The sequence below is a fragment of the Streptomyces sp. HB132 genome (assembly GCF_016909575.1).
Lineage (GTDB): Bacteria > Actinomycetota > Actinomycetes > Streptomycetales > Streptomycetaceae > Streptomyces.
In genome coordinates, this window is the sequence record NZ_JAFBGA010000003.1 from 138,987 (window position 1) to 160,959 (window position 21,973).

Sequence of the window (21,973 nt, forward strand, 5' to 3'; positions counted from 1 at the left end):
GAGATGCAATTCTCATGACAGACGCACTCAAGCGCCTCTCCGACGAGGGCGTGGCGATCTGGCTCGACGACCTGTCCCGTACACGGATCACCTCCGGCAACCTCGCCGAGCTGATCGACCAGAGTCACGTCGTGGGTGTCACGACCAACCCGTCGATCTTCCAGAAGGCGATCTCCCAGGGCCACGGTTACGACCAGCAGCTCACGGACCTCGCCACCCGCAAGGTCACGGTCGACGAGGCCATCCGCATGATCACGACGGCCGACGTCCGTGACGCCGCCGACATCCTGCGCCCCGTCTTCGACGCCACCGGCGGCCAGGACGGCCGGGTCTCCATCGAGGTCGACCCGCGCCTGGCCCACCACACCGGGGCCACCGTCGCCGAGGCCAAGCAGCTGGCCTGGCTCGTGGACCGGCCGAACACGCTCATCAAGATCCCGGCGACCAAGGCCGGCCTGCCGGCGATCACCGAGGTCATCGGCAAGGGCATCAGCGTCAACGTCACGCTGATCTTCTCGCTGGAGCGCTACCGCGAGGTCATGGACGCCTACCTGGCGGGCCTGGAGAAGGCGAAGGCCGCCGGCCTGGACCTTTCCAAGATCCACTCCGTGGCGTCCTTCTTCGTGTCCCGTGTGGACACCGAGATCGACAAGCGTCTGGACGCGGTCGGCAGCGACGAGGCGAAGGCAGCGAAGGGCAAGTCCGCCCTCGCCAACGCCCGTCTGGCCTACGAGGCGTACGAGGAGGTCTTCGCGGGCGACCGCTGGGCCGCCCTGGACAAGGCGCAGGCCAACAAGCAGCGTCCGCTGTGGGCCTCGACCGGCGTGAAGGACCCGTCCCTCAAGGACACCCTGTACGTCGACGACCTGGTCGCGCCGAACACGGTCAACACCATGCCGGAGGCGACGCTGGACGCCGTGGCCGACCATGGGGAGATCTCCGGCAACACCGTCGCCGGCCGTTACGACCAGGCTCGTGCCGACCTCGACGCGATCAAGAACCTCGGGGTCAGCTACGACGAAGTCGTCCAGCTGCTGGAGGACGAGGGCGTCGAGAAGTTCGAGGCCGCCTGGGTCGACCTGCTCAACTCCACCGAGGCCGAGCTCAAGCGCCTCGCTCCTTCGGAGGGCTGACCACCTTGTCTGGTGTTCCCGGAGCCAACCCGCTCCGTGACGCCCAGGACCGACGGCTCCCGCGCATCGCGGGGCCGTCGGGCCTGGTGATCTTTGGCGTCACGGGCGATTTGTCCCGTAAAAAGCTGATGCCCGCTGTCTACGACCTGGCCAATCGCGGCCTGCTGCCGCCGGGCTTCTCGCTCATCGGCTTCGCGCGCCGCGACTGGGAGGACGAGGACTTCGCCCAGGTCGTCCACGACGCCGTGAAAGAGCACTCCCGCACCCCGTTCCGCGAAGAGGTCTGGCAGCAGCTCAGCCAGGGCATGCGCTTCGTCCAGGGCAACTTCGACGACGACGACGCGTTCGAGACCCTCAGGGCCACGATCGAGGAGCTCGACAAGGCGCAGGGCACGGGCGGCAACTTCGCCTTCTACCTCTCCGTGCCGCCGAAGTTCTTCCCCAAGGTCGTCCAGCAGCTCAAGAAGCACGGGCTGGCCGACCAGAAGGAAGGCAGCTGGCGACGGGCCGTCATCGAGAAGCCGTTCGGTCACGACCTGGAGAGCGCTCAGGAGCTCAACCACCTCGTGCACGACGTCTTCCCGCCGAACGAGGTCTTCCGTATCGACCACTACCTCGGCAAGGAGACGGTCCAGAACATCCTGGCGCTGCGCTTCGCCAACACGATGTGGGAGCCGATCTGGAACAGGTCGTACGTCGACCACATCCAGATCACGATGGCCGAGGACATCGGCATCGGCGGCCGGGCCGGTTACTACGACGGCATCGGCGCGGCCCGTGACGTCATCCAGAACCACCTGCTTCAGCTGCTCGCGCTGACGGCGATGGAGGAGCCCGGCTCCTTCCACCCGAAGGCACTGGTGGCCGAGAAGCTGAAGGTGCTGACGGCGGTGGAGCTGCCAGAGGACCTGGGCAAGCACACGGTGCGCGGGCAGTACGCGCACGCCTGGCAGGGCGGCGAGGAAGCGCTCGGCTATCTGGAGGAGGACGGCATCGACCCCAAGTCGAAGACCGACACCTTCGCCGCGATCAAGCTGACGATCAACAACCGTCGCTGGGCGGGCGTGCCGTTCTACCTCCGTACCGGCAAGCGCCTCGGCCGCCGTGTCACCGAGATCGCGGTCGTCTTCAAGCGCGCCCCGTACCTGCCCTTCGAGTCCGGTGCGACGGAGGAGCTCGGCGGCAACGCCCTGGTCATCCGGGTGCAGCCGGACGAGGGGGTCACGGTCCGGTTCGGCTCCAAGGTGCCGGGCACCTCCATGGAGGTGCGGGACGTCACGATGGACTTCGCCTACGGCGAGTCCTTCACGGAGTCCAGCCCGGAGGCGTACGAGCGGCTCATCCTCGATGTCCTGCTCGGCGACGCCAACCTCTTCCCGCGCCACCAGGAGGTCGAGCTCTCCTGGAACATCCTCGACCCGATCGAGGAGTACTGGGACAAGCACGGCAAGCCCGCCCAGTACGCGGCCGGCACCTGGGGTCCGGCCGAGGCCGACGAGATGCTCGCACGCGACGGACGGAGCTGGCGCCGGCCATGAAGATCGATCTCACGGAAACCACGTCCAGCAAGATCAACCAGGCGCTCGTCTCGGCCCGCCGTTCCATCGGCACGCCGGCGATCGGCATGGTGCTGACCCTCGTCGTCGTCACGGACGAGGAGAACGCCTACGACGCGCTCCGGGCGGCGAGCGACTCCTCCCGCGAGCACCCGTCGCGGATCATCGCGGTGATCAAGCGGGTCAGCAAGTCGCCGCGGGCGCGGCGCGACGCACGGCTCGACGCCGAGATCCGGGTCGGTTCCGACGCGGGCTCGGGCGAGACCGTGGTGCTGCGTCTCCACGGTGAGCTGGCCAACCACGCCCAGTCGGTCGTCCTGCCGCTGCTGCTTCCGGACGCCCCGGTCGTCGTGTGGTGGCCCGAGGACGCTCCGGCGGACCCGGCCAGGGACCCGTTGGGCGCGCTCGCCCAGCGCCGTATCACCGACACCTACTCCGCCGAGCACCCGCTCGACGAGTTGTCGGTGCGTGCGGCGACCTACCGGCCCGGGGACACGGATCTGGCCTGGACCCGCATCACCCCGTGGCGCTCGATGCTGGCGGCCGCGCTCGACCAGCAGCCCGCCCAGGTCATCTCGGCGATGGTGGAGGGCGAGTCCGACAACCCGAGCTGCGAACTGCTGGCCATGTGGCTCGCGGACCGGCTCGGGGTCCCCGTGGAGCGCACGCTCTCCGGTGGTCCCGGTCTGACGGCCGTGCGGCTGGAGACCAAGAACGGCGTGATCGTCCTGGACCGGCCCGACGGCTCGCTGGCGACGCTCTGCATGGCCGGCCAGCCCGACCGTGCCGTCGCGCTGAAGCGGCGGGAGACGGCCGAACTCCTCGCGGAGGAGCTGCGCCGTCTGGACCCGGACAACATCTACGAGGCCACGGTGAAGTTCGGCGTGGAGCGCCTCGGCGGGCCCACGGAGCCGTCGTCCGTCGGTTCGGGGCAGAAGCGGCCGGAGCCGACGGGTTCCGCCGCGCCTGCCGCGAAGAAGGCGGCGGCCAAGAAGGCGGCGTCGAAGTGAGTGCTCCGCAGCTCGTCGTGCACCGCGACAAGGAGCTGATGGTCCAGGCCGCTGCGGCGAGGCTCATCACGAGGATCGTGGACGCCCAGGCGGCCCGCGGTCACGCCTCGGTGGTCCTCACCGGCGGGCGCAACGGCAACGGCCTGCTGGCGGCACTCGCCGGCTCGGCCGCCCGGGACGCGATCGACTGGTCGCGTCTCGACCTGTGGTGGGGCGACGAACGCTTCCTGCCCGAGGGCGACCCGGAGCGCAATGTCACGCAGGCCCGTGAGGCCCTGCTGGACAAGGTGGCGCTGGACCCGTCCCGGGTCCACGCGATGCCCGCGTCCGACGGGCCGTACGCCGGGGACGCCGACGCGGCCGCCGCCGGTTACGCGGCGGAGCTCGCCGCGGCGGCGGGCCCGGAGGACCACGGGCCGGTACCGACGTTCGACGTGCTGATGCTGGGCGTCGGCCCGGACACCCACGTCGCGTCGCTCTTCCCGGAGCTGCCCGCGGTGCGGGAGACCGAGCGCACCGTCGTCGGTGTGCACGGCGCTCCCAAGCCGCCGCCCACCCGTGTCACGCTCACGCTGCCCGCCATCCGGGCGGCGCGTGAGGTGTGGCTGCTGGCCGCGGGTGAGGACAAGGCGGAGGCCGCGGAGATCGCGCTGTCCGGGGCCGGGGAGATCCAGGCACCGGCGGCGGGGGCCTACGGCCGCAGCCGCACGCTGTGGCTGCTGGACGCCGCGGCGGCCTCCGGGCTGCCGCGCGCGCTGTACCCGCCCGCCTCGGCGTAGGGGCACATCACGGAGGCCCGGTCCGCCCCTGCGGGGGCGGACCGGGCCTCCGTCGTGCGGTCCACTTGTGCGTCTCGGCGGTACCCCGGGTCAGTCGCGCTCCAGGAAGGGCTCCAGGAGCCCCGGGACGGCGTCGGCGGCGAAGTCGAGGCCCTCGGCCGCGTCGGTGTCGTGCGCCGTGTAGGCGCCGTTCCCGGCGGCCGTCGTCGCGGTGACGCTCAGCAGCCCGGCCCGGCGCTGGAAATGGGACTGCTTCACCGTCCAGCCGATCACACCGGTCCGCCGCAGCGCCGCTGTGGAGCGTCGCACGGTGCCGGATCGCGTCACCAGGTACCCGCCGCTGAGCGTGTGCCCCAGCGACCTGTACGCGTCGACGGCCAGCAGGACCGCGACGGGCACGGACACCACCGCGCAGACGAGCGCGGTCCACAGCAGTACGGGCGTCAGCAGGATGCCCAGCAGGACCTGGACGAGGACGGGCGCCAGGGCCACGGCCAGGGCACGGCGGAGCCGCCGTCCGAGGGCCGCCCGGGGGTGCCGGGTGAGCGGGGCGCCCGTCGGGGTGGCGGACTCGCGCAGGACCTCGGCGGCGATCGTGTCGGCCAGCGCCCGGGGCACGGCCGGCAGCAGGGTGTTGTGGTCGGCGCTCCGCGACTCCTCGTCCCGGGTCAGGCCGGTCGTGATCGCGTCCACCCGGGCGGCGCCCACCAGCCGCACCCCCAGGGGCTCGACCAGGTCCACCCCGCGCAGCCGCCGTTCCTCGACGGACAGGGAACGTGAGGTGAACAGCCCACGTCTCACCCGCAGCGTGCCGCCCGGTTCGCGCTCCAGACGGTAGTTCCACCACATCTCGATCCACAGCCCGAGCGCTCCGACGACGCCGGCGGCCAGCGCCACCACGACCAGCACGACGATCGCCCAGACCAGGGGGGTGTCCCGGAGACGATCGGCGACCCAGTCGATCACCTCGCCCTGCACGCCGACCCACTCGCTGATCTGCATCACACCGCCGGCGGCCGCGCCACCGAGCATGGGCGCGGCGAAGGAGACGGGTGCGTAGCGGAGCCAGCGCGGATCGAGGGTGACGAGTTCGCCCTCGCGGTGCTTTCCGACGGTCTCGGGGACCGCGCGGTCCAGGAGTTCGCGGCGCAGCCGCTCGCCCTCGGCGCGCGCGACGGCATCGAGTTCGAGCGTGGAGTCGCCGCCCGTGTGCTCGCCGGTGCCTATACGGACCGTGACCAGCCCCAGGATCCGCAGCAGCGGATGGGCGGTGAGGTCGACGCTGCGGATCCGCTCGCGGGCCAGCGAGCGGCGCTTCGCCAGGAGGAGCCCGGTGTGCAGATCGACGCGCTCACCGCCGACCCGGTAGCGGGTGCGTCGCCAGCGCACGTAGTCGCCGGCGGTGGCGCAGCCCGTCAGCAGGGCCGTCCCCGCAAGGGCCCAGCCGACGGCGGTCGCGTACCCGAGACGGCCGGACAACGCGACCGTGACGGGCACGGCGGCACCCACGGCGACTCCCACCGTGACCAGCGCCGTGACGAGCACCGTCCGGGGATGGAGCCGCCGCCAGCACGGGTCGCTGGCGGCGGCGGTGCTCATGTGGCGTCCCCGGGGGTGCCCCGGGTGATACGGGTCAGCCGCTCGGCGAGCCCGGCGGCGACCTCGTGGGTCAGCCCCTCGATCCGTACGGCGCCCTTCGCCGAGGCGGTGGTCACGGTGACCGTGGCCAGCCCGAAGAGCTGTTCCAGGGGCCCCCGCACGGTGTCGACGGTCTGGATGCGGGACATCGGCGCGATCCGCCATTCCCGCAGGAAGACCCCGGTGCTCACGTACACCGCCTCGTCGGTGACCTCCCAGCGGTGGGTGCGGAACCGCCACAGGGGGAAGAGGACGGCGCACAGCAGGCCGGCGGCCGCGAGCACCGCGGCCGGCGTCCACAGCCAGAATCTGGCCGGGGCGATGAGCGCGCCCAGGATGCCCAGGACCGCCACCGGTGCCGCGGTCAGCAGCAGCCACTGGGCCCGCCACCAGCCGACGGCCCGGGGATCCAGCGTGTTCCTCGGTGGCCTGAGCCGTATCGCCCCCTCCCCCGTGGTCATCGCTCAGCGGCCCCGCAGCGTGCGGTACGCCGCCACGAGCGCGGTGGTGGAGCTGTCCAGCTGTTCGCCGCCGGTGCCCTCGGTCAGGACGGGCTCGATCTTCCTGGCGAGGACCTTGCCCAGCTCGACGCCCCACTGGTCGAAGGAGTCGATGTTCCAGACCGCACCCTGGACGAAGACCTTGTGCTCGTACAGCGCGATCAGCTGGCCGAGCACCGACGGGGTGAGCCGGTCGGCGAGGACCGTCGTCGTCGGGTGGTTGCCGCGGAACGTCTTGTGCGGGACGAGCTCTTCCGCCACACCTTCCGCGCGCACCTCGTCGGGCGTCTTGCCGAAGGCGAGGGCCTGCGTCTGGGCGAAGAAGTTGGCCATCAGCAGGTCGTGCTGGGCGATCAGGCCGGGCAGCAGGTCCTGTACCGGGGAGGCGAAGCCGATGAAGTCGGCCGGGATGACCTTCGTCCCCTGGTGGATCAGCTGGTAGTAGGCGTGCTGCCCGTTGGTGCCGGGGGTGCCCCAGACGACCGGGCCGGTCTGCCAGTCGACCGGATTGCCGTCCCGGTCCACGGACTTGCCGTTGGACTCCATGTCCAGCTGCTGCAGGTAGGCGGTGAACTTGGACAGGTAGTGGCTGTAGGGCAGGACCGCGTGCGACTGCGCGTCGAAGAAGGCGCCGTACCAGACACCCAGCAGGCCCAGCAGCAGCGGGGCGTTCTCCTCGGCGGGGGCGGTGCGGAAGTGCTCGTCGACGAGGTGGAAGCCATCGAGCATCTCGCGGAACCGCTCCGGGCCGATGGCGATCATCAGCGAGAGGCCGATCGCCGAGTCGAAGGAGTAACGGCCGCCGACCCAGTCCCAGAACTCGAACATGTTGGCCGTGTCGATGCCGAAGTCCGTCACCTTGTCCGCGTTGGTCGACAGTGCCACGAAGTGCTTGGCGACGGCTTCCTGACCCGCCCTCAGACCGGTGAGCAGCCAGTCGCGCGCGGACGTGGCGTTGGTGATGGTCTCGATCGTCGTGAAGGTCTTGGACGCCACGATGAACAGCGTCTCGGCCGGGTCCAGGTCCCGGACGGCCTCGTGGAGGTCGGCGCCGTCGACGTTCGACACGAAGCGGACGGTCAGCGAGCGGTCCGTGAAGGAACGCAGCACCTCGTAGGCCATGGCCGGTCCGAGGTCGGAGCCGCCGATGCCGATGTTCACGATGTTCTTCACCGGCTTGCCGGTGTGACCGGTCCACTCCCCGGCCCTGACCCGGTCGGAGAAGGCCGCCATCCTGTCGAGGACGGCGTGCACGGCCGGCACGACGTTCTCGCCGTCGACCTCGATCACGGCGTCCCGCGGCGCGCGGAGCGCGGTGTGCAGGACCGCGCGGTCCTCGGTGGTGTTGATCTTCTCGCCGCGGAACATCGCGTCGCGCAGCCCGGCCACGCCCGCGGCGCCGGCGAGGTCACGCAGCAGAGCGAGCGTCTCGTCGGTGACCAGATGCTTGGAGTAGTCGATGTGGAGGTCGCCGACCCGGAGGGTGTACGCGGCTCCGCGGTCCGGCGCGTCCGCGAACAGCCGGCGCAGATGCGTGTCGCCGAACTCCTCACGGTGCTTGCCGAGGGCCGCCCATTCGGGCATCTGGTTGAGCCTGGTTCGGCTTTGTGCGTTCATCCCGGAAATCGCCCACTTCTTCTCGTACCTGCAACCTTCCCCGCTGCCCCTCCAACCTAATTGATCTGGAGGGTGCGACGGGGCAACGGCGGGCTACGGGGCGGCATACGGGCGCCGGCCGGGCACCCAGGAGGTGACCGGCCGGTGAACAACTCATCAGATCTCGCCGCGGAGTTTCGCGAGGGCTTCGGCGAGGATGGCTTCGCCGTCCGCGTCGCTGCGCCGCTCACGCACGTACGCCAGGTGCGTCTTGTACGGCTCGGTGCGCGGCGGAGCCGGCGGACTGTCCCGGTCCTGTCCGGCCGGGAAGCCGCAGCGCGGGCAGTCCCAGGTCTCCGGTACCTGCGCGTCATGGGCGAAGCTCGGCTGCGTCTCGTGCCCGTTCGAGCACCAGAAGGAGATGCGGAGGCGCGGCGCGGACTCGCCTCGCTCGGCCTCCCCCATCGGCCCCGCTCCGACCCGGCTTCCCCGGATCGCGTTGCCACTTGCCACGGTCGTAACTCCCTGCGTGATGGTGCTCGAAGATGCCCCAGTCTACGTAAGGCCCAACGCGCGTCCAGTGAAAGGAGTTACACCGTCACCGGGATTCGCCGCCGCCGGGTCAGCCGTCCAGCTTGATGAGCAGAGCAAGAACGACAATGCACGCGAACCAGGCCAGACCGACCACCACGGTGATGCGGTCGAGGTTCCGCTCGGCGACCGACGAGCCGCCGACCGACGACTGCATTCCGCCACCGAACATGTCGGAGAGGCCGCCGCCCTTTCCCTTGTGCATCAGCACCAGCAGCATCAGCAGCAGGCTGAAGACGATCAGGGCGATCTCGAACGCCAAAACCACGGCTGGTCCCTACTTTCCGGAATTCCTAGGACTGCATGTACGAACAGCGGGGGCCAGGGGGTGGACCCCCCTCGGCCCCCGCAAGGGTACGACGGATCCGCGCCGCCGCATACTCACCGGTCGCGGAGGCGGAGGAACCTACTGGTCGCGGAAGCGGACGATCTTGACGAACTCGTCGGCGTCAAGCGCCGCGCCACCGATCAGGGCGCCGTCCACATCGGGCTGAGCCATGATGGCCGCGACGTTGCCGGACTTCACCGAGCCGCCGTACTGGATACGGACGGCGTCGGCCAGTTCCTGCGAGTACAGCTCGGCGAGGCGGCGGCGGATCGCGCCGCAGACCTCCTGCGCGTCCTCGGGGGTGGCGACCTCACCGGTTCCGATGGCCCAGACCGGCTCGTAGGCGATCACGATGGACTCGGCCTGCTCGGCCGGGACGTCCTTCAGAGCGCCGTCGAGCTGCGCCAGCGTGTAGGACACCTGGTCGCCGGCCTTGCGGATGTCCAGGCCCTCGCCGACGCAGAGGATCGGGGTCAGGCCGTGCTTGTACGCGGCCTTCACCTTGGCGTTGCAGACCTCGTCGTTCTCACCGTGGTACTGGCGGCGCTCGCTGTGGCCGACGGCCACGAAGGTGCACTTCAGCTTGGCGAGCATCGGGCCGGAGATCTCACCGGTGTACGCGCCGGAGTCCTGCGCCGAGATGTCCTGGGCACCGTACTTGATCTTCAGCTTGTCGCCGTCGACCAGCGTCTGCACGGAGCGCAGGTCGGTGAAGGGCGGCAGGACGGCGACCTCGACCGCGTCGTAGTCCTTGTCGGCCAGGGCGAAGGCGAGCTTCTGGACGTGCGCGATGGCCTCGAGGTGGTTGAGGTTCATCTTCCAGTTGCCCGCCATGAGCGGGGTACGTGTGGTCATTGAGGGTCAGTCCTCCAGTGCGGCGAGTCCGGGAAGCGTCTTGCCCTCGAGGTATTCGAGGCTCGCGCCGCCACCGGTCGAGATGTGGCCGAATGCGTTCTCGTCGAAGCCCAGGATGCGGACGGCGGCCGCGGAGTCCCCGCCGCCGACGACGGTGAACGCCTGGGAGTCGACGAGGGCCTGGGCGACCGCCTTGGTGCCCTCGGCGTAGTCGGGGTGCTCGAAGACGCCCATCGGACCGTTCCAGAAGACGGTGGCCGCGTCGGCGAGCTTCGAGGCGTACAGCTTGTTGGTCTCCGGGCCGTTGTCCAGGCCCATCACACCGGCCGGAATGGCATCGGCGGCGACAGTCGTGGGGTTGCCGGGAGTCCTGGCCTTGAGGTCCGGGAACCGGGGGGAGACGACGACGTCGACGGGGAGTACGAACTCCACGCCCTTCTCCTCGGCGCGCTTGAGGTATCCGAGCACCGCCGGGATCTGGTCCTCCTGGAGGAGGGAGCTGCCGACCTCGTGGCCCTGGGCCTTGAGGAAGGTGTAGGCCATTCCGCCACCGATGAGGATGCGGTCGGCCTTCTCCAGCAGGTGGTCGATCACGCCGAGCTTGTCGGAGACCTTGGAGCCGCCGAGGACCACGGCGTAGGGACGCGTGACGTCCTCGGTGAGCTTCTTCAGGACACCGACCTCGGTGGCGATGAGGCCACCGGCCGCGTGCGGCAGCCGGGCCGGGAGGTCGAAGACCGAGGCGTGCTTGCGGTGGACGGCGCCGAAGCCGTCACCCACGTACACGTCGGCGAGCTCGGCGAGGCGGTCGGCGAAGGCGCCGCGCTCGGCATCGTCCTTCGACGTCTCACCGGCGTTGAAGCGGAGGTTCTCGAGGACGGCCACCTGGCCGTCGGCGAGCGCGTCGACCGTCGCCCGGGCGGACTCACCGACGGTGTCGGTCGCGAAGGCGACCTCGGCGTCGAGCAGCTCGCCCAGGCGCGCCGCGGCGGGGGCCAGCGAGAAGGCCGGGTCCGGGGCTCCCTTGGGGCGGCCGAGGTGCGAGGCGACGACGACGCGCGCGCCGGCCGCGGCCAGCTGGGCGATCGTCGGAAGGACGGCGCGGATGCGGCCGTCGTCGGTGATCGTGGTGCCGTCGAGCGGCACGTTGAGGTCGGCGCGGACGAATACCCGCTTGCCCGCGACCCCTTCGGCGAGAAGTTCGTCGATGGTCTTCATCTGTTCCCATACTCCTTGGAAGGACGGATGAGCATGCAAGGGGGCTCGAACGGCGCCACGTCGCGCCGTCCGAGCCCCTTACATCACACCTGGCTGCCTGCCGATCCTAGGATCAGAGCTGGTCGCCGACGAAGACGGTCAGGTCGACGAGGCGGTTGGAGTAACCCCACTCGTTGTCGTACCAGCCGAGGATCTTCACCGAGTTGCCCTCCTGGACCATGGTCAGGGAGGAGTCGAAGGTGCAGGACGACGGGTCGCCGACGATGTCCGAGGACACGATCGGGTCCTCGGTGTAGGTCAGGAAGCCCTTGAGGTCGCCGTCGTCGGACGCCTTCTTGAACGCGGCGTTGACCTCGTCCTTGGTGACCTCGCGCTGCAGGGTCACGACCAGGTCGGTGGCGGAGCCGGTCGGGACCGGGACGCGCATCGCGATGCCGTCGAGCTTGCCCTTGAGCTGCGGGAGGACCAGGGCGGTCGCCTTGGCGGCGCCCGTCGTGGTCGGGATGATGTTCTCCGCGGCGGCGCGCGCACGACGCAGGTCCGAGTGCGGGAAGTCCAGGATGCGCTGGTCGTTCGTGTACGCGTGGACCGTCGTCATCAGGCCCTTGACGATGCCGAAGTTCTCGTCGAGGACCTTGGCCATCGGCGCCACACAGTTGGTGGTGCAGGACGCGTTGGAGATGACGTGGTGGTTGGCCGCGTCGTACTTGTCCTGGTTGACGCCCATCACGATCGTGATGTCCTCGTCCTTGGCCGGAGCCGAGATGAGGACCTTCTTGGCGCCACCCGCGATGTGCTTCGCCGCGTCGGCCTTCTTGGTGAAGATGCCGGTCGACTCGATGACGATGTCGACGCCCAGCTCACCCCAGGGGATGTCGGCCGGGTTGCGCTCGGAGAGCACCTTGATGGTGTGGCCGTCGACGGTGATGGTGTCGGCGGTGTGGCTGACCTCTGCCTTGAGACGACCCAGAATGGTGTCGTACTTCAGCAGGTGAGCCGTGGTCGCGGTGTCACCCAGGTCGTTGACAGCCACGATCTCGATGTCCGCACCCTGCTCCAGCAGCGCGCGGAAGTAGTTACGACCGATGCGGCCAAAGCCGTTGATGCCTACGCGGATCGTCACGAACCGATCTCCTCGTTAGGAACGCCGGTTTCGATGCCGGCGAGTTTATTAGGGATGTCCCCGACCGCTTCCGACCCTACCTCTCCGAAGGCTCCGGAGTGACATCGAGAGCGGCGGCATGAAGAGAGATCCCCATACTCCCGAGTAGGAGTACGGGATTCCGGACGGACGGAAGAGGCAGGAGCACAGCCGCCCGCCCCGCGGTCACCAAACGTCAACACCCGTGGGAACCCGGCCCCTTGCGGTAAAGCGACGGGTGACGGATTCCGTCGGCGCATTGTCACCGGGAGTCACCGGTGCGGGCTCGGCCGCCCCCGCCCGCTCCCCGGACGACGGCCACGAAGAACGATTCCGGAGCACTTCCGGAACTTGCCGGATGACCAGCAACCGCACGCTCAATTGTGCGGCTTGGCACTCAATCGATAAAAGCGCCGGGGCCTCTCGCGCACTTTCGGCGTTCGCGGGCGCTCGAACTGCACGATGACACCCGATCGATCCCGCGGGCGGCTCCCGGCGATTGCGGGAATACGGTCCGCCCCATAAGGGGAATGGCGATGATCCCGGGCCGGCCTGGAAATGCCTCCGGCCACCGCCTCCCGGGTGCCTGGGCGGCCCGGAAGGTGGTGGCCGGAGGCCGTCCCGCGGCGCTCAGCCCACGAGGCCGTCGGCCAGCTCCTCGCTGAGGGTCGATTCCGTGCCCGGGATACCGAGATCCTGGGCGCGCTTGTCGGCCATGGCCAGCAGGCGCCTGATCCGGCCCGCGACGGCGTCCTTGGTCAGCGGCGGATCGGCGAGCGCTCCCAGCTCCTCCAGGGAGGCCTGCTTGTGCTCCATGCGCAGCCGTCCGGCCGCCGCGAGGTGCTCGGGAACCTCCTCGCCCAGGATCTCCAGCGCGCGCCCCACCCGGGCGCCCGCGGCGACAGCGGCGCGGGCGGATCGGCGGAGGTTGGCGTCGTCGAAGTTGGCCAGCCTGTTGGCCGTGGCACGGACCTCGCGCCGCATGCGGCGTTCCTCCCAGGCCAGCACCGCCTCATGGGCGCCGAGACGGGTCAGCAGGGCGCCGATCGCGTCACCGTCGCGGACGACCACACGGTCGACGCCGCGCACCTCGCGGGCCTTGGCCGCGATGGAGAGCCTGCGGGCGGCTCCGACCAGGGCCAGCGCGGCCTCCGGACCGGGGCAGGTCACCTCGAGCGACGAGGAACGGCCCGGCTCGGTGAGCGAGCCGTGGGCCAGGAAGGCACCGCGCCAAGCCGCCTCGGCGTCGCAGGTGGCCCCTGAGACCACCTGCGGGGGCAGGCCGCGGATGGGGCGGCCGCGGCCGTCGACCAGTCCGGTCTGGCGGGCCAGCTGGTCGCCGCCCGCCACCACACGTACGACGTAGCGGGAGCCTCGGCGGAGTCCGCCGGGAGCCATCACGATCAGCTCCGAGCTGTGCCCGAAGATCTCGAGGATGTCCCGCTTGAGCCGCCGGGCCGCCATCGCCGTGTCCAGCTCGGCCTCGATCACGATCCGGCCGCTCACGAGGTGCAGCCCGCCCGCGAAGCGAAGAATCGCCGAGACCTCTGCCTTTCTGCAGCAGGTCCGGGTAACGGGAAGCCGGGAGACTTCGTCCTTCACCGCTGGCGTCATCGCCATGGGCCGATCCTTCCATGCATCCGAAAAATACGGTCGTACGCGGCGGCCAACAGCTCCGGATCATGAATCGGAACGCCGTCGGGTGAGGCCACGGGGGCCAGCTCGACCGCGGCTCCGAGCCGCTGGGCGGCGTCGGCGAGAGACTCGCGGTCGGGCACGGCGGCCTCGTCGGCCAGCACCACGTCCATGGCGAGTTTAGGGGCGTGTCGTCCCAAAACCTCCAAATGACGCTGCGGTGAGAAGCCTTCTGTTTCGCCGGGCTGCGGTGCGAGGTTCAGCGAGAGGACCTTGCGGGCCTTCGTGGTCACCAGCGCGTCGAGGAGTTCGGGCACCAGCAGATGCGGAATCACGGAGGAGAACCAGGACCCCGGGCCGAGGACCACCCAGTCCGCGTCAAGCACCGCGGCGACCGCCTCGGGGACCGCCGGCGGGTCGGCCGGGACGACGTGGACGGACTGCACCTCGCCGGGGGTCAGCGCCACGGTCGCCTGCCCGCGCACGGTGACCGTGTCCTCGGGGCGCTCCGGGTGATGCCCCCTGACGAGCGCCTGGAGCTCCAGGGGGACCGCGGACATGGGCAGCACCCTGCCGTGTGCTCCGAGCAGCTTGCCGACCAGGTCGAGGGCCTGGACATGGTCGCCCAGCTGTTCCCAGAGGGCGACGATGAGCAGGTTGCCCACCGCGTGCTCGTGCAGATCGCCCCTGGACTCGAAGCGGTGCTGGATGACCTGGGCCCAGGTCTGGCCCCATTCGTCGTCCCCGCAGAGCGCGGCGAGCGCCTTGCGCAGGTCGCCCGGCGGGAGGACGCCCAGTTCCTCGCGGAGCCGGCCGCTGGAGCCGCCGTCGTCGGCGACGGTCACCACGGCCGTGAGGTCGCCGGTGATCCGGCGCAGCGCCGTGAGCGAGGCCGACAGCCCCATGCCGCCGCCGAGGGCGACGACCTTGGGCTGTGAGCCGCGCTTACGGCCGGAGAGCGCGGCCGTGGCCCTGCTCAGCCGGCGCAGACGCAGATTGCGACTCGTCACTCTCGCCCCATGTCCCGATGGACGAGGACGGTCTCGACACCTTCGGTGGCCAGCCGGGCGGCCAGCTTCTCCGACATGGCGACGGAACGGTGCTTCCCGCCCGTGCACCCGACGGCGATGGTGACGTAGCGCTTGCCCTCGCGGCGGTAGCCGGCGGCGATGAGCTGCAGCAGCTCGGTGTACTGGTTGAGGAACTCCTTGGCGCCCGGCTGGTCGAAGACGTAGTCGGACACCTCCTCGTTGAGACCGGTGAACGGGCGGAGCTCCGGGACCCAGTGCGGGTTGGGCAGGAAGCGGCAGTCGACGACGAGGTCGGCGTCGACCGGCAGCCCGTACTTGAAGCCGAACGACATCACCGTCGCCCGCAGCTCCGGCTCCTCGTCGCCGGCGAACTGGGCATCCATCTTGGCCCGCAGCTCGTGCACGTTGAGGCTGGAGGTGTCGATGACGAGGTCGGCGTCGCCACGCAGCTCACGCAGCAGGTCACGCTCGGCCGCGATGCCGTCGACGATCCTGCCGTCGCCCTGGAGCGGATGCGGGCGGCGGACCGATTCGAAACGGCGTACGAGGGCATCGTCGGAGGACTCGAGGAAGACGATCCGCCGGGTGACGTGCTTGGCCTCCAGATCGGCGAGGGACTCCCGCAGGTTGTCGAAGAAGCGGCGTCCCCGCACGTCGACGACGACGGCGATGCGCGCGACGTTTCCCTGGGACCGGGCTCCGAGCTCCACCATCGTGGGGATCAGGGCGGGCGGCAGGTTGTCGACGACGAACCAGCCGAGGTCCTCCAGACACTTGGCGGCGGTGCTGCGCCCGGCGCCCGACATTCCGGAGATGATCACCAGCTCGGGGATGGCGGGCGGCGTGGCCTCGGCCTTCTCCGTGGTGCTTCCCGTACTCACGTGTGCTGCTCCGTCTGCTCGCTCGCGTTCGTTCTGGTGTTCATGCGCGTCGTCGGTCATGTCCCGCTGCCCCCGTCGTCCTCTTCAATGATCTCTCCTGTGGCGGTGTTCACGGCGGGCGCGGCCGGGGCGGCCGCCGCGAAGGCGACGGCCACCGATTCCGCCGTCCTGCGCCCTATCCCCGGCACCTCGCAGATCTCGTCGATTGTCGCCTGCCTCAGCTTCTTGACGGAGCCGAAATGCTTGATCAACGCCTGCTTCCGGGTCTCGCCGAGGCCCGGGACGTCGTCCAGGGGGCTGCTGCGGATGCGCTTGGCCCGTTTGGCCCTCTGGTAGGTGATGGCGAAGCGGTGGGCCTCGTCGCGAATGCGCTGGAGGAGGTAGAGGCCCTCGCTGGAGCGGGGCAGGACCACCGGGTCGTCGTCATCGGGCAGCCAGACCTCTTCGAGGCGCTTGGCGAGACCGCAGACGGCGATGTCGTCGATGCCGAGCTCGTCCAGGGCCCGCTTGGCGGCGGCGACCTGGGGCTGCCCCCCGTCGACGACGACGAGCTGCGGGGGGTAGGCGAAGCGCTTGGGCCGGCCGTCGTCCTCGCGGGGCTCCTCCCGGACGGGGGCGGGCCCGGAGCCGGGCGTCACGGGGGCCACCGCCCCGGCGGCGGCGGGCGCGTCGGGGGTGGGCCGAGCGGGGTCGGACTCGGCGGGGGCAGGCTGAGCGGGGGCCGGCTCACCGGAGGAGGTTTCGCCGGGCGTCGTGCCACCTGGGGCGGGCGCGGGGCCTGCGAGGACCGGGGCCGTGGGCGCGGGGCCTGCGAGGACCGGGGCCGTGGGGCCTGCGGCGGCCGGATCGGCGGGGACGGGGCCGGTGGGGGCCGGGGTCTCCTCCCACTCCCCCGTCCGCTCCTTCTCCTGGAGGTAGCGCTTGAAGCGGCGCCCGATGACCTCGTGCATGGACCGGACATCGTCCTGGCCCTCGAAGCCCTTGATCTGGAAGCGGCGGTATTCGCTCTTGCGTGCGAGGCCGTCCTCGAAGACCACCATGGACGCGACCACGTCGTCACCCTGGAGGTGCGAGATGTCGAAGCACTCGACGCGCAGCGGCGCGGTGTCGAGACCGAGTGCCTCGGCGATCTCCTCCAGTGCGCGGGAGCGCGTCGTGAGGTCGGACGCGCGCTTGGTCTTGTGCAGCCCCAGCGCCTGCTGGGCATTGCGCTGGACCGTGCCCATCAGGTCCTTCTTGTCGCCGCGCTGCGGAATGCGCAGGCTGACCTGGGACCCGCGGCGGTCGGCGAGCCACTGGGACACGGCGTCGGGGTCCTCGGGGAGCGCCGGGACGAGCACCTCCTTGGGCACGGAGTCACCCGACTCCTCCCCGTAGAGCTGCTGGAGCGCGTGTTCCACCAGTCCCGACGTGTCGACGGCCTCGACCTTGTCGGTGACCCAGCCGCGCTGGCCCCGGACGCGTCCGCCGCGGACGTGGAAGATCTGGACCGCCGCTTCGAGCTCGTCCTCGGCCACGGCGATCAGGTCCGCGTCGGTGGCGTCGGCGAGGACCACGGCACTCTTCTCCATGGCTCGCTTCAGCGCCCCCGCGTCGTCACGCAGCCGGGCCGCCCGCTCGTACTCCATCTCCTCGGCCGCCTGCATCATGTCCTTCTCGAGGCGGCGGATGTACGTCCCGGTGCGGCCTGCCATGAAATCGCAGAACTCCTCGGCCAGGTCCCGGTGTTCCTCGGGGGTGACCCGCCCGACGCACGGGGCGGAGCACTTGCCGATGTAGCCGAGGAGGCAGGGCCGGCCGGTCCGCTCCGCGTTCTTGAAGACGCCGGCGGAGCAGGTGCGCACGGGGAAGACACGGAGCATCAGGTCCACGGTCTCGCGGATCGCCCAGGCATGGCCGTACGGTCCGAAGTAGCGCACGCCCTTCTTCTTGGCGCCGCGCATGACCTGGACGCGCGGGAACTCCTCGTTGAGCGTGACCGCGAGGTAGGGGTAGCTCTTGTCGTCGCGGTACTTGACGTTGAACCGGGGGTCGAACTCCTTGATCCAGGAGTACTCCAGCTGCAGCGCCTCGACCTCGGTCGAGACCACGGTCCATTCCACGGAGGCAGCCGTGGTGACCATCGTGCGGGTGCGCGGGTGCAGGCCGGCCAGGTCCTGGAAGTAGTTGGCCAGGCGCTGGCGCAGGTTCTTCGCCTTCCCGACGTAGATCACCCGGCGGTGCTCGTCGCGGAACTTGTAGACCCCCGGGGAGTCGGGGATCTGTCCCGGCTTGGGGCGGTAGCTGGAGGGGTCTGCCATGTCTCACACCCTACTGGCGGGCAGTGACAGAGCGGCATCTCCGAGGTCCCGGGGGTCTGCGACGGCCTCCGTGACCGGTCAGGCCCCGGGGCCCGCGACGAGCTTTCCGCCCTCGAGCTTCAACGGCACGGAGGGCAGCGGCACCGTGGCGGGCCCCTGCAGCGCCTTGCCCGTGGTCATGTCGAAGCGGCTGCCGTGGCAGGGGCAGTTGCCCTCGTTGCCCTCGACCTTGTCCAGGAGGCAGCCCGCGTGCGTGCACTGCGCGCTGAAGGCCTTGTACTGGCCGGCGGCCGGACAGCTCACGACGACCCGCTGCTCCCGGTAGAGCTTGGCGCCGCCGACCGGGACCTCGTCCGCGGCACCGAGCTCCACGGGGGCGGTGGGCGTGGGGGTCTGCGCGTGACCGAGCTTCGAATCGGTGGAACAGGCGGCCGCTCCCAGCCCGGCGGCACCGGCGAGCGCGGCGCCCTTCAGTACGGTGCGGCGGGCGGCGGGCAGGCCTGACATGCGGTCTCCACGGGTCGGGGGGACAGAGAGCCGCCGTCACCGTCCGGGGCACCGGGTGCCGGATGATCCGGGCACGGGCCGCGCCTGAAGGCATGGGCGACAGACCCGACGATACCGACAGAGAACGAGGGCCCTTCGACCGGCCCCGGAGTACGCCGGGGCCGGGAGGCGCCGCGGGCGCCGGCGCGGCCCCCTCACGCAGGGGTGCCGCCCGGTGCCCGCCGGTGTCAGGCCTTTCGGGCGCGGGCAGCCTTCTTCGGCGCGGGCTGCTCGGCCGACGCCTTCCCGGCCGCCCTGGCCGTGGCCGTCCTGCGGCCCGTGGATGCCTTTGCCGCGACGGCCTTCTTCGCGGGGGCCTTACGGGCCTTGCGCGCGGCGGGCACCGCGGCCTCACCGATCCGGTCCGCGCCCAGGATCTCCTGGAGGAACTTCCCGGTGTGGCTGGCCGGCACCGAGGCGATCTGCTCCGGAGTACCCTCGGCGACGACCAGACCTCCGCCGTTGCCTCCCTCGGGGCCCATGTCGACGACCCAGTCAGCGGTCTTGATCACATCGAGGTTGTGCTCGATGACGATCACCGTGTTGCCCTTGTCGACCAGGCCCGACAGCACCGAGATGAGCTTGCTGATGTCCTCGAAGTGCAGACCGGTCGTCGGCTCGTCCAGGACGTAGACCGTGCGGCCGGTGGAGCGCTTCTGCAGTTCGCTCGCCAGCTTCACCCGCTGCGCCTCGCCGCCGGAGAGCGTCGGCGCGGACTGGCCGAGCCTGACGTATCCGAGTCCGACCTCGTTGAGGGTTCGGAGGTGGCGGGCGATCGTCGGGACGGCCTCGAAGAACTCCAGGCCCTCCTCGATCGGCATGTCCAGCACCTCGGCGATGGACTTGCCCTTGTAGTGGACCTCCAGTGTCTCCCGGTTGTAGCGCGCGCCGTGGCAGACCTCGCACGGGACGTACACGTCGGGCAGGAAGTTCATCTCGATCTTGATCGTGCCGTCGCCGGAGCAGTTCTCGCAGCGGCCGCCCTTGACGTTGAAGGAGAAGCGGCCCGGCAGATAGCCGCGCACCTTCGCCTCCATCGTCTCGGCGAACAGCCTGCGGACGTGGTCGAAGACTCCGGTGTACGTCGCCGGGTTGGACCGGGGCGTACGGCCGATCGGCGACTGGTCGACGTGGACGACCTTGTCGACGAGGTCGTCGCCGTCGACCCGGGTGTGCCGTCCCGGGACGGACTTGGCGCCGTTGAGCTCGCGCGCCAGGTGCGTGTAGAGGATGTCGTTGACCAGGGTCGACTTGCCCGATCCGGAGACTCCGGTGACGGCCGTGAGAACGCCCAGGGGGAAGGAGACGTCGATGTCCTGGAGGTTGTTCTCCCGGGCGCCGTGCACCGTGAGCCGGCGCCCGGGGTCGACGGGACGCCGGATGTCCGGCATCTCGATCGCCCTCTTGCCGGAGAGGTACTGCCCGGTGACCGACTCCTTGTTGGCCAGCAGTTCCTTGAGCGAGCCGGAGTGGACGACCTTGCCGCCGTGCTCGCCGGCGCCGGGGCCGATGTCGACGACCCAGTCGGCGACCTTGATCGTGTCCTCGTCGTGCTCGACGACGATGAGCGTGTTGCCCATGTCGCGGAGCCGGACCAGGGTCTCGATCAGCCGGTGGTTGTCGCGCTGGTGCAGGCCGATGGACGGCTCGTCCAGCACGTACAGCACGCCGACGAGCCCGGAGCCGATCTGGGTGGCGAGCCGGATGCGCTGGGCCTCGCCACCGGAGAGCGTTCCCGCCGCACGGTTCAGCGAGAGGTAGTCGAGGCCGACGTCGACGAGGAACCTCAGCCGCTCGTTGACCTCCTTGAGGACCCGCTCGGCGATCTTCTTGTCGCGGGCGTTCAGCTTGAGGCGGCCGAGGAATTCGGCGCACTCGCTGATCGACATCGCGGCGACCTCGGCGATGGACTTCTCCATCACCGTCACGGCGAGGACGAGCGGCTTGAGCCGGGTGCCCTCACAGGTCGGGCAGGCGACCTCGCGCATGTAGCCCTCGAAGCGCTCCCTGCTGGAGTCGCTCTCGGCCTCGGAGTGACGGCGCTTGACGTACTGGACCGCACCCTCGAAACGGGGGGTGGTGTAGGCACGCTCGCGCCCGTACCTGTTGCGGTAGCGGACCTCAGTCTGGATCTTGTGGCCGTGGAGCAGCGCCTTCCTGGCACGCTGCGGCAGCCCGGCCCAGGGGATGTCCGTGCGGAAACCGAGCGCCTCGGAGAGTGCGGTGATCTGACGGCCGAAGTACTCCTTGGTGTGGCCGTGCGACCAGGGGTGGATCGCGCCCTCGTCGAGGGACTTCTCCTCGTCCGGGACGATCAGGTCCGGGTCGACCTCCATCCGCGTGCCGATGCCCGTGCAGTCGGGGCAGGCACCGAAGGGGGAGTTGAACGAGAAGGACCGGGGCTCCAGCTCCTCGAAGGAGAGGTCGTCGTACGGGCAGTAGAGGTGCTCGGAGTACATCCGCTCACGCTCGGGGTCGTCCGCCTCGAGGTCGACGAAGTCGAGGACGACCATGCCGCCCGAGAGGCCCAGCGCGGTCTCGACGGAGTCGGTCAGCCGGCGCTTGGCGCTGTCCTTCACCGTGAGGCGGTCGATGACCACCTCGATGGTGTGCTTCTCCTGCTTCTTCAGCTTCGGCGGCTCGGACAGCTGGACGGTCTCGCCGTCGACCCGGGCCCTGCTGTAGCCCTTGGTCTGGAGGTCGCCGAAGAGGTCGACGAACTCTCCCTTGCGCTCACGCACCAGCGGGGAGAGGACCTGGAAGCGGCTGCCCTCGGGCAGGCCGAGCACCTTGTCGACGATGGCCTGCGGCGACTGTCGCGCGATGGGCCTCGCGCACTCGGGACAGTGCGGCTTGCCGATCCTCGCGAAGAGGAGCCTGAGGTAGTCGTAGACCTCGGTGATGGTGCCGACCGTCGAGCGCGGGTTGCGCGAGGTCGACTTCTGGTCGATGGAGACGGCGGGCGAGAGGCCTTCGATGAAGTCCACGTCCGGCTTGTCCATCTGGCCGAGGAACTGGCGGGCGTACGAGGAGAGCGACTCCACGTAGCGCCGCTGGCCCTCGGCGAAGATCGTGTCGAACGCGAGCGAGGACTTGCCCGATCCGGAGAGCCCGGTGAAGACGATGAGGGAGTCACGGGGGAGATCGAGCGAGACGTTCTTCAGGTTGTGCTCGCGCGCGCCACGGACGATGAGACGGTCGGCCACGCCGGTCCGCACCTTTCTGGAGAGAAATG

At 70.1% G+C, this 21,973-nt stretch carries 18 protein-coding genes; 4 read left to right on the top strand and 14 right to left on the bottom strand.

What is annotated here, in order from left to right:
* Window positions 1-14 precede the first annotated feature (14 nt).
* Genes tal through pgl form a run of 4 tightly spaced genes read left to right on the top strand, consistent with a single transcriptional unit; the run spans window position 15 to window position 4,478 of the window.
* Window positions 15-1,133, top strand: coding sequence for a transaldolase (gene tal, locus JOC24_RS08345; RefSeq protein ID WP_205019490.1), 1,119 nt, complete (start codon window positions 15-17; stop codon window positions 1,131-1,133).
* A 5-nt stretch (window positions 1,134-1,138) separates the two neighbouring features.
* Window positions 1,139-2,671 (top strand): glucose-6-phosphate dehydrogenase, encoded by a 1,533-nt coding sequence (gene zwf / locus JOC24_RS08350; RefSeq protein WP_205019491.1) that lies wholly within the window; start codon window positions 1,139-1,141, stop codon window positions 2,669-2,671.
* Window positions 2,668-3,699 carry a glucose-6-phosphate dehydrogenase assembly protein OpcA gene (opcA, locus tag JOC24_RS08355; protein WP_205019492.1) on the top strand — a complete coding sequence of 344 codons (1,032 nt, stop codon included), beginning with the start codon at window positions 2,668-2,670 and terminating at the stop codon, window positions 3,697-3,699. Before zwf ends, opcA begins: the two co-directional genes overlap by 4 nt.
* Window positions 3,696-4,478: a 6-phosphogluconolactonase gene (pgl, locus tag JOC24_RS08360; RefSeq protein ID WP_205019493.1), complete on the top strand. Its 783-nt coding sequence runs from the start codon at window positions 3,696-3,698 to the stop codon at window positions 4,476-4,478. The genes opcA and pgl overlap by 4 nt, the downstream gene beginning before the upstream one ends.
* Before the next feature lie 90 nt (window positions 4,479-4,568).
* On the opposite strand, the gene JOC24_RS08365 is transcribed toward pgl, so the two are convergent.
* From JOC24_RS08365 to uvrA, 14 genes are all read right to left on the bottom strand, one after another.
* Window positions 4,569-6,077 carry a PH domain-containing protein gene (locus JOC24_RS08365; RefSeq protein WP_205019494.1) on the bottom strand — a complete coding sequence of 503 codons (1,509 nt, stop codon included), beginning with the start codon at window positions 6,075-6,077 and terminating at the stop codon, window positions 4,569-4,571.
* Entirely contained in the window at window positions 6,074-6,577 is a 504-nt protein-coding gene (locus tag JOC24_RS08370; RefSeq protein ID WP_205019495.1) for a PH domain-containing protein, read from the bottom strand. Before JOC24_RS08370 ends, JOC24_RS08365 begins: the two co-directional genes overlap by 4 nt.
* A gap of 3 nt (window positions 6,578-6,580) precedes the next feature.
* Window positions 6,581-8,233 carry a glucose-6-phosphate isomerase gene (gene pgi, locus JOC24_RS08375; RefSeq protein WP_205019496.1) on the bottom strand — a complete coding sequence of 551 codons (1,653 nt, stop codon included), beginning with the start codon at window positions 8,231-8,233 and terminating at the stop codon, window positions 6,581-6,583.
* 156 nt (window positions 8,234-8,389) lie between these two features.
* Window positions 8,390-8,725, bottom strand: coding sequence for an RNA polymerase-binding protein RbpA (locus tag JOC24_RS08380; RefSeq protein WP_078598194.1), 336 nt, complete (start codon window positions 8,723-8,725; stop codon window positions 8,390-8,392).
* 109 nt (window positions 8,726-8,834) lie between these two features.
* Window positions 8,835-9,071, bottom strand: coding sequence for a preprotein translocase subunit SecG (gene secG, locus JOC24_RS08385; RefSeq protein WP_205019497.1), 237 nt, complete (start codon window positions 9,069-9,071; stop codon window positions 8,835-8,837).
* Window positions 9,072-9,209: 138 nt separating this feature from the next.
* The gene (tpiA, locus tag JOC24_RS08390; RefSeq protein WP_205019498.1) at window positions 9,210-9,986 is read right to left on the bottom strand and encodes a triose-phosphate isomerase; all 777 of its coding nucleotides are present in this window, start codon (window positions 9,984-9,986) and stop codon (window positions 9,210-9,212) included.
* A gap of 6 nt (window positions 9,987-9,992) precedes the next feature.
* Window positions 9,993-11,204, bottom strand: coding sequence for a phosphoglycerate kinase (pgk, locus tag JOC24_RS08395; protein WP_205019499.1), 1,212 nt, complete (start codon window positions 11,202-11,204; stop codon window positions 9,993-9,995).
* 112 nt (window positions 11,205-11,316) lie between these two features.
* Entirely contained in the window at window positions 11,317-12,327 is a 1,011-nt protein-coding gene (gene gap, locus JOC24_RS08400) for a type I glyceraldehyde-3-phosphate dehydrogenase (RefSeq protein WP_205019500.1), read from the bottom strand.
* A 648-nt stretch (window positions 12,328-12,975) separates the two neighbouring features.
* A complete protein-coding gene (gene whiA, locus JOC24_RS08405) occupies window positions 12,976-13,965 on the bottom strand; it encodes a DNA-binding protein WhiA (RefSeq protein ID WP_033303128.1) in 990 nt (329 codons plus the stop codon).
* Window positions 13,956-14,990 (bottom strand): gluconeogenesis factor YvcK family protein, encoded by a 1,035-nt coding sequence (gene yvcK, locus JOC24_RS08410; protein WP_205019501.1) that lies wholly within the window; start codon window positions 14,988-14,990, stop codon window positions 13,956-13,958. The genes whiA and yvcK overlap by 10 nt, the downstream gene beginning before the upstream one ends.
* Complete coding sequence (rapZ, locus tag JOC24_RS08415) at window positions 14,987-15,952, bottom strand: RNase adapter RapZ (RefSeq protein WP_205019502.1); 966 nt, start codon at window positions 15,950-15,952, stop codon at window positions 14,987-14,989. The genes yvcK and rapZ overlap by 4 nt, the downstream gene beginning before the upstream one ends.
* Window positions 15,949-18,192, bottom strand: a complete 2,244-nt coding sequence (uvrC, locus tag JOC24_RS08420) for an excinuclease ABC subunit UvrC (protein ID WP_205019503.1) — start codon at window positions 18,190-18,192, stop codon at window positions 15,949-15,951. Before uvrC ends, rapZ begins: the two co-directional genes overlap by 4 nt.
* A 78-nt stretch (window positions 18,193-18,270) precedes the next feature.
* A complete protein-coding gene (locus JOC24_RS08425) occupies window positions 18,271-18,699 on the bottom strand; it encodes a Rieske (2Fe-2S) protein (RefSeq protein ID WP_205019504.1) in 429 nt (142 codons plus the stop codon).
* Window positions 18,700-18,926: 227 nt separating this feature from the next.
* Complete coding sequence (gene uvrA / locus JOC24_RS08430) at window positions 18,927-21,944, bottom strand: excinuclease ABC subunit UvrA (RefSeq protein ID WP_205019505.1); 3,018 nt, start codon at window positions 21,942-21,944, stop codon at window positions 18,927-18,929.
* Window positions 21,945-21,973: the final 29 nt, after the last annotated feature.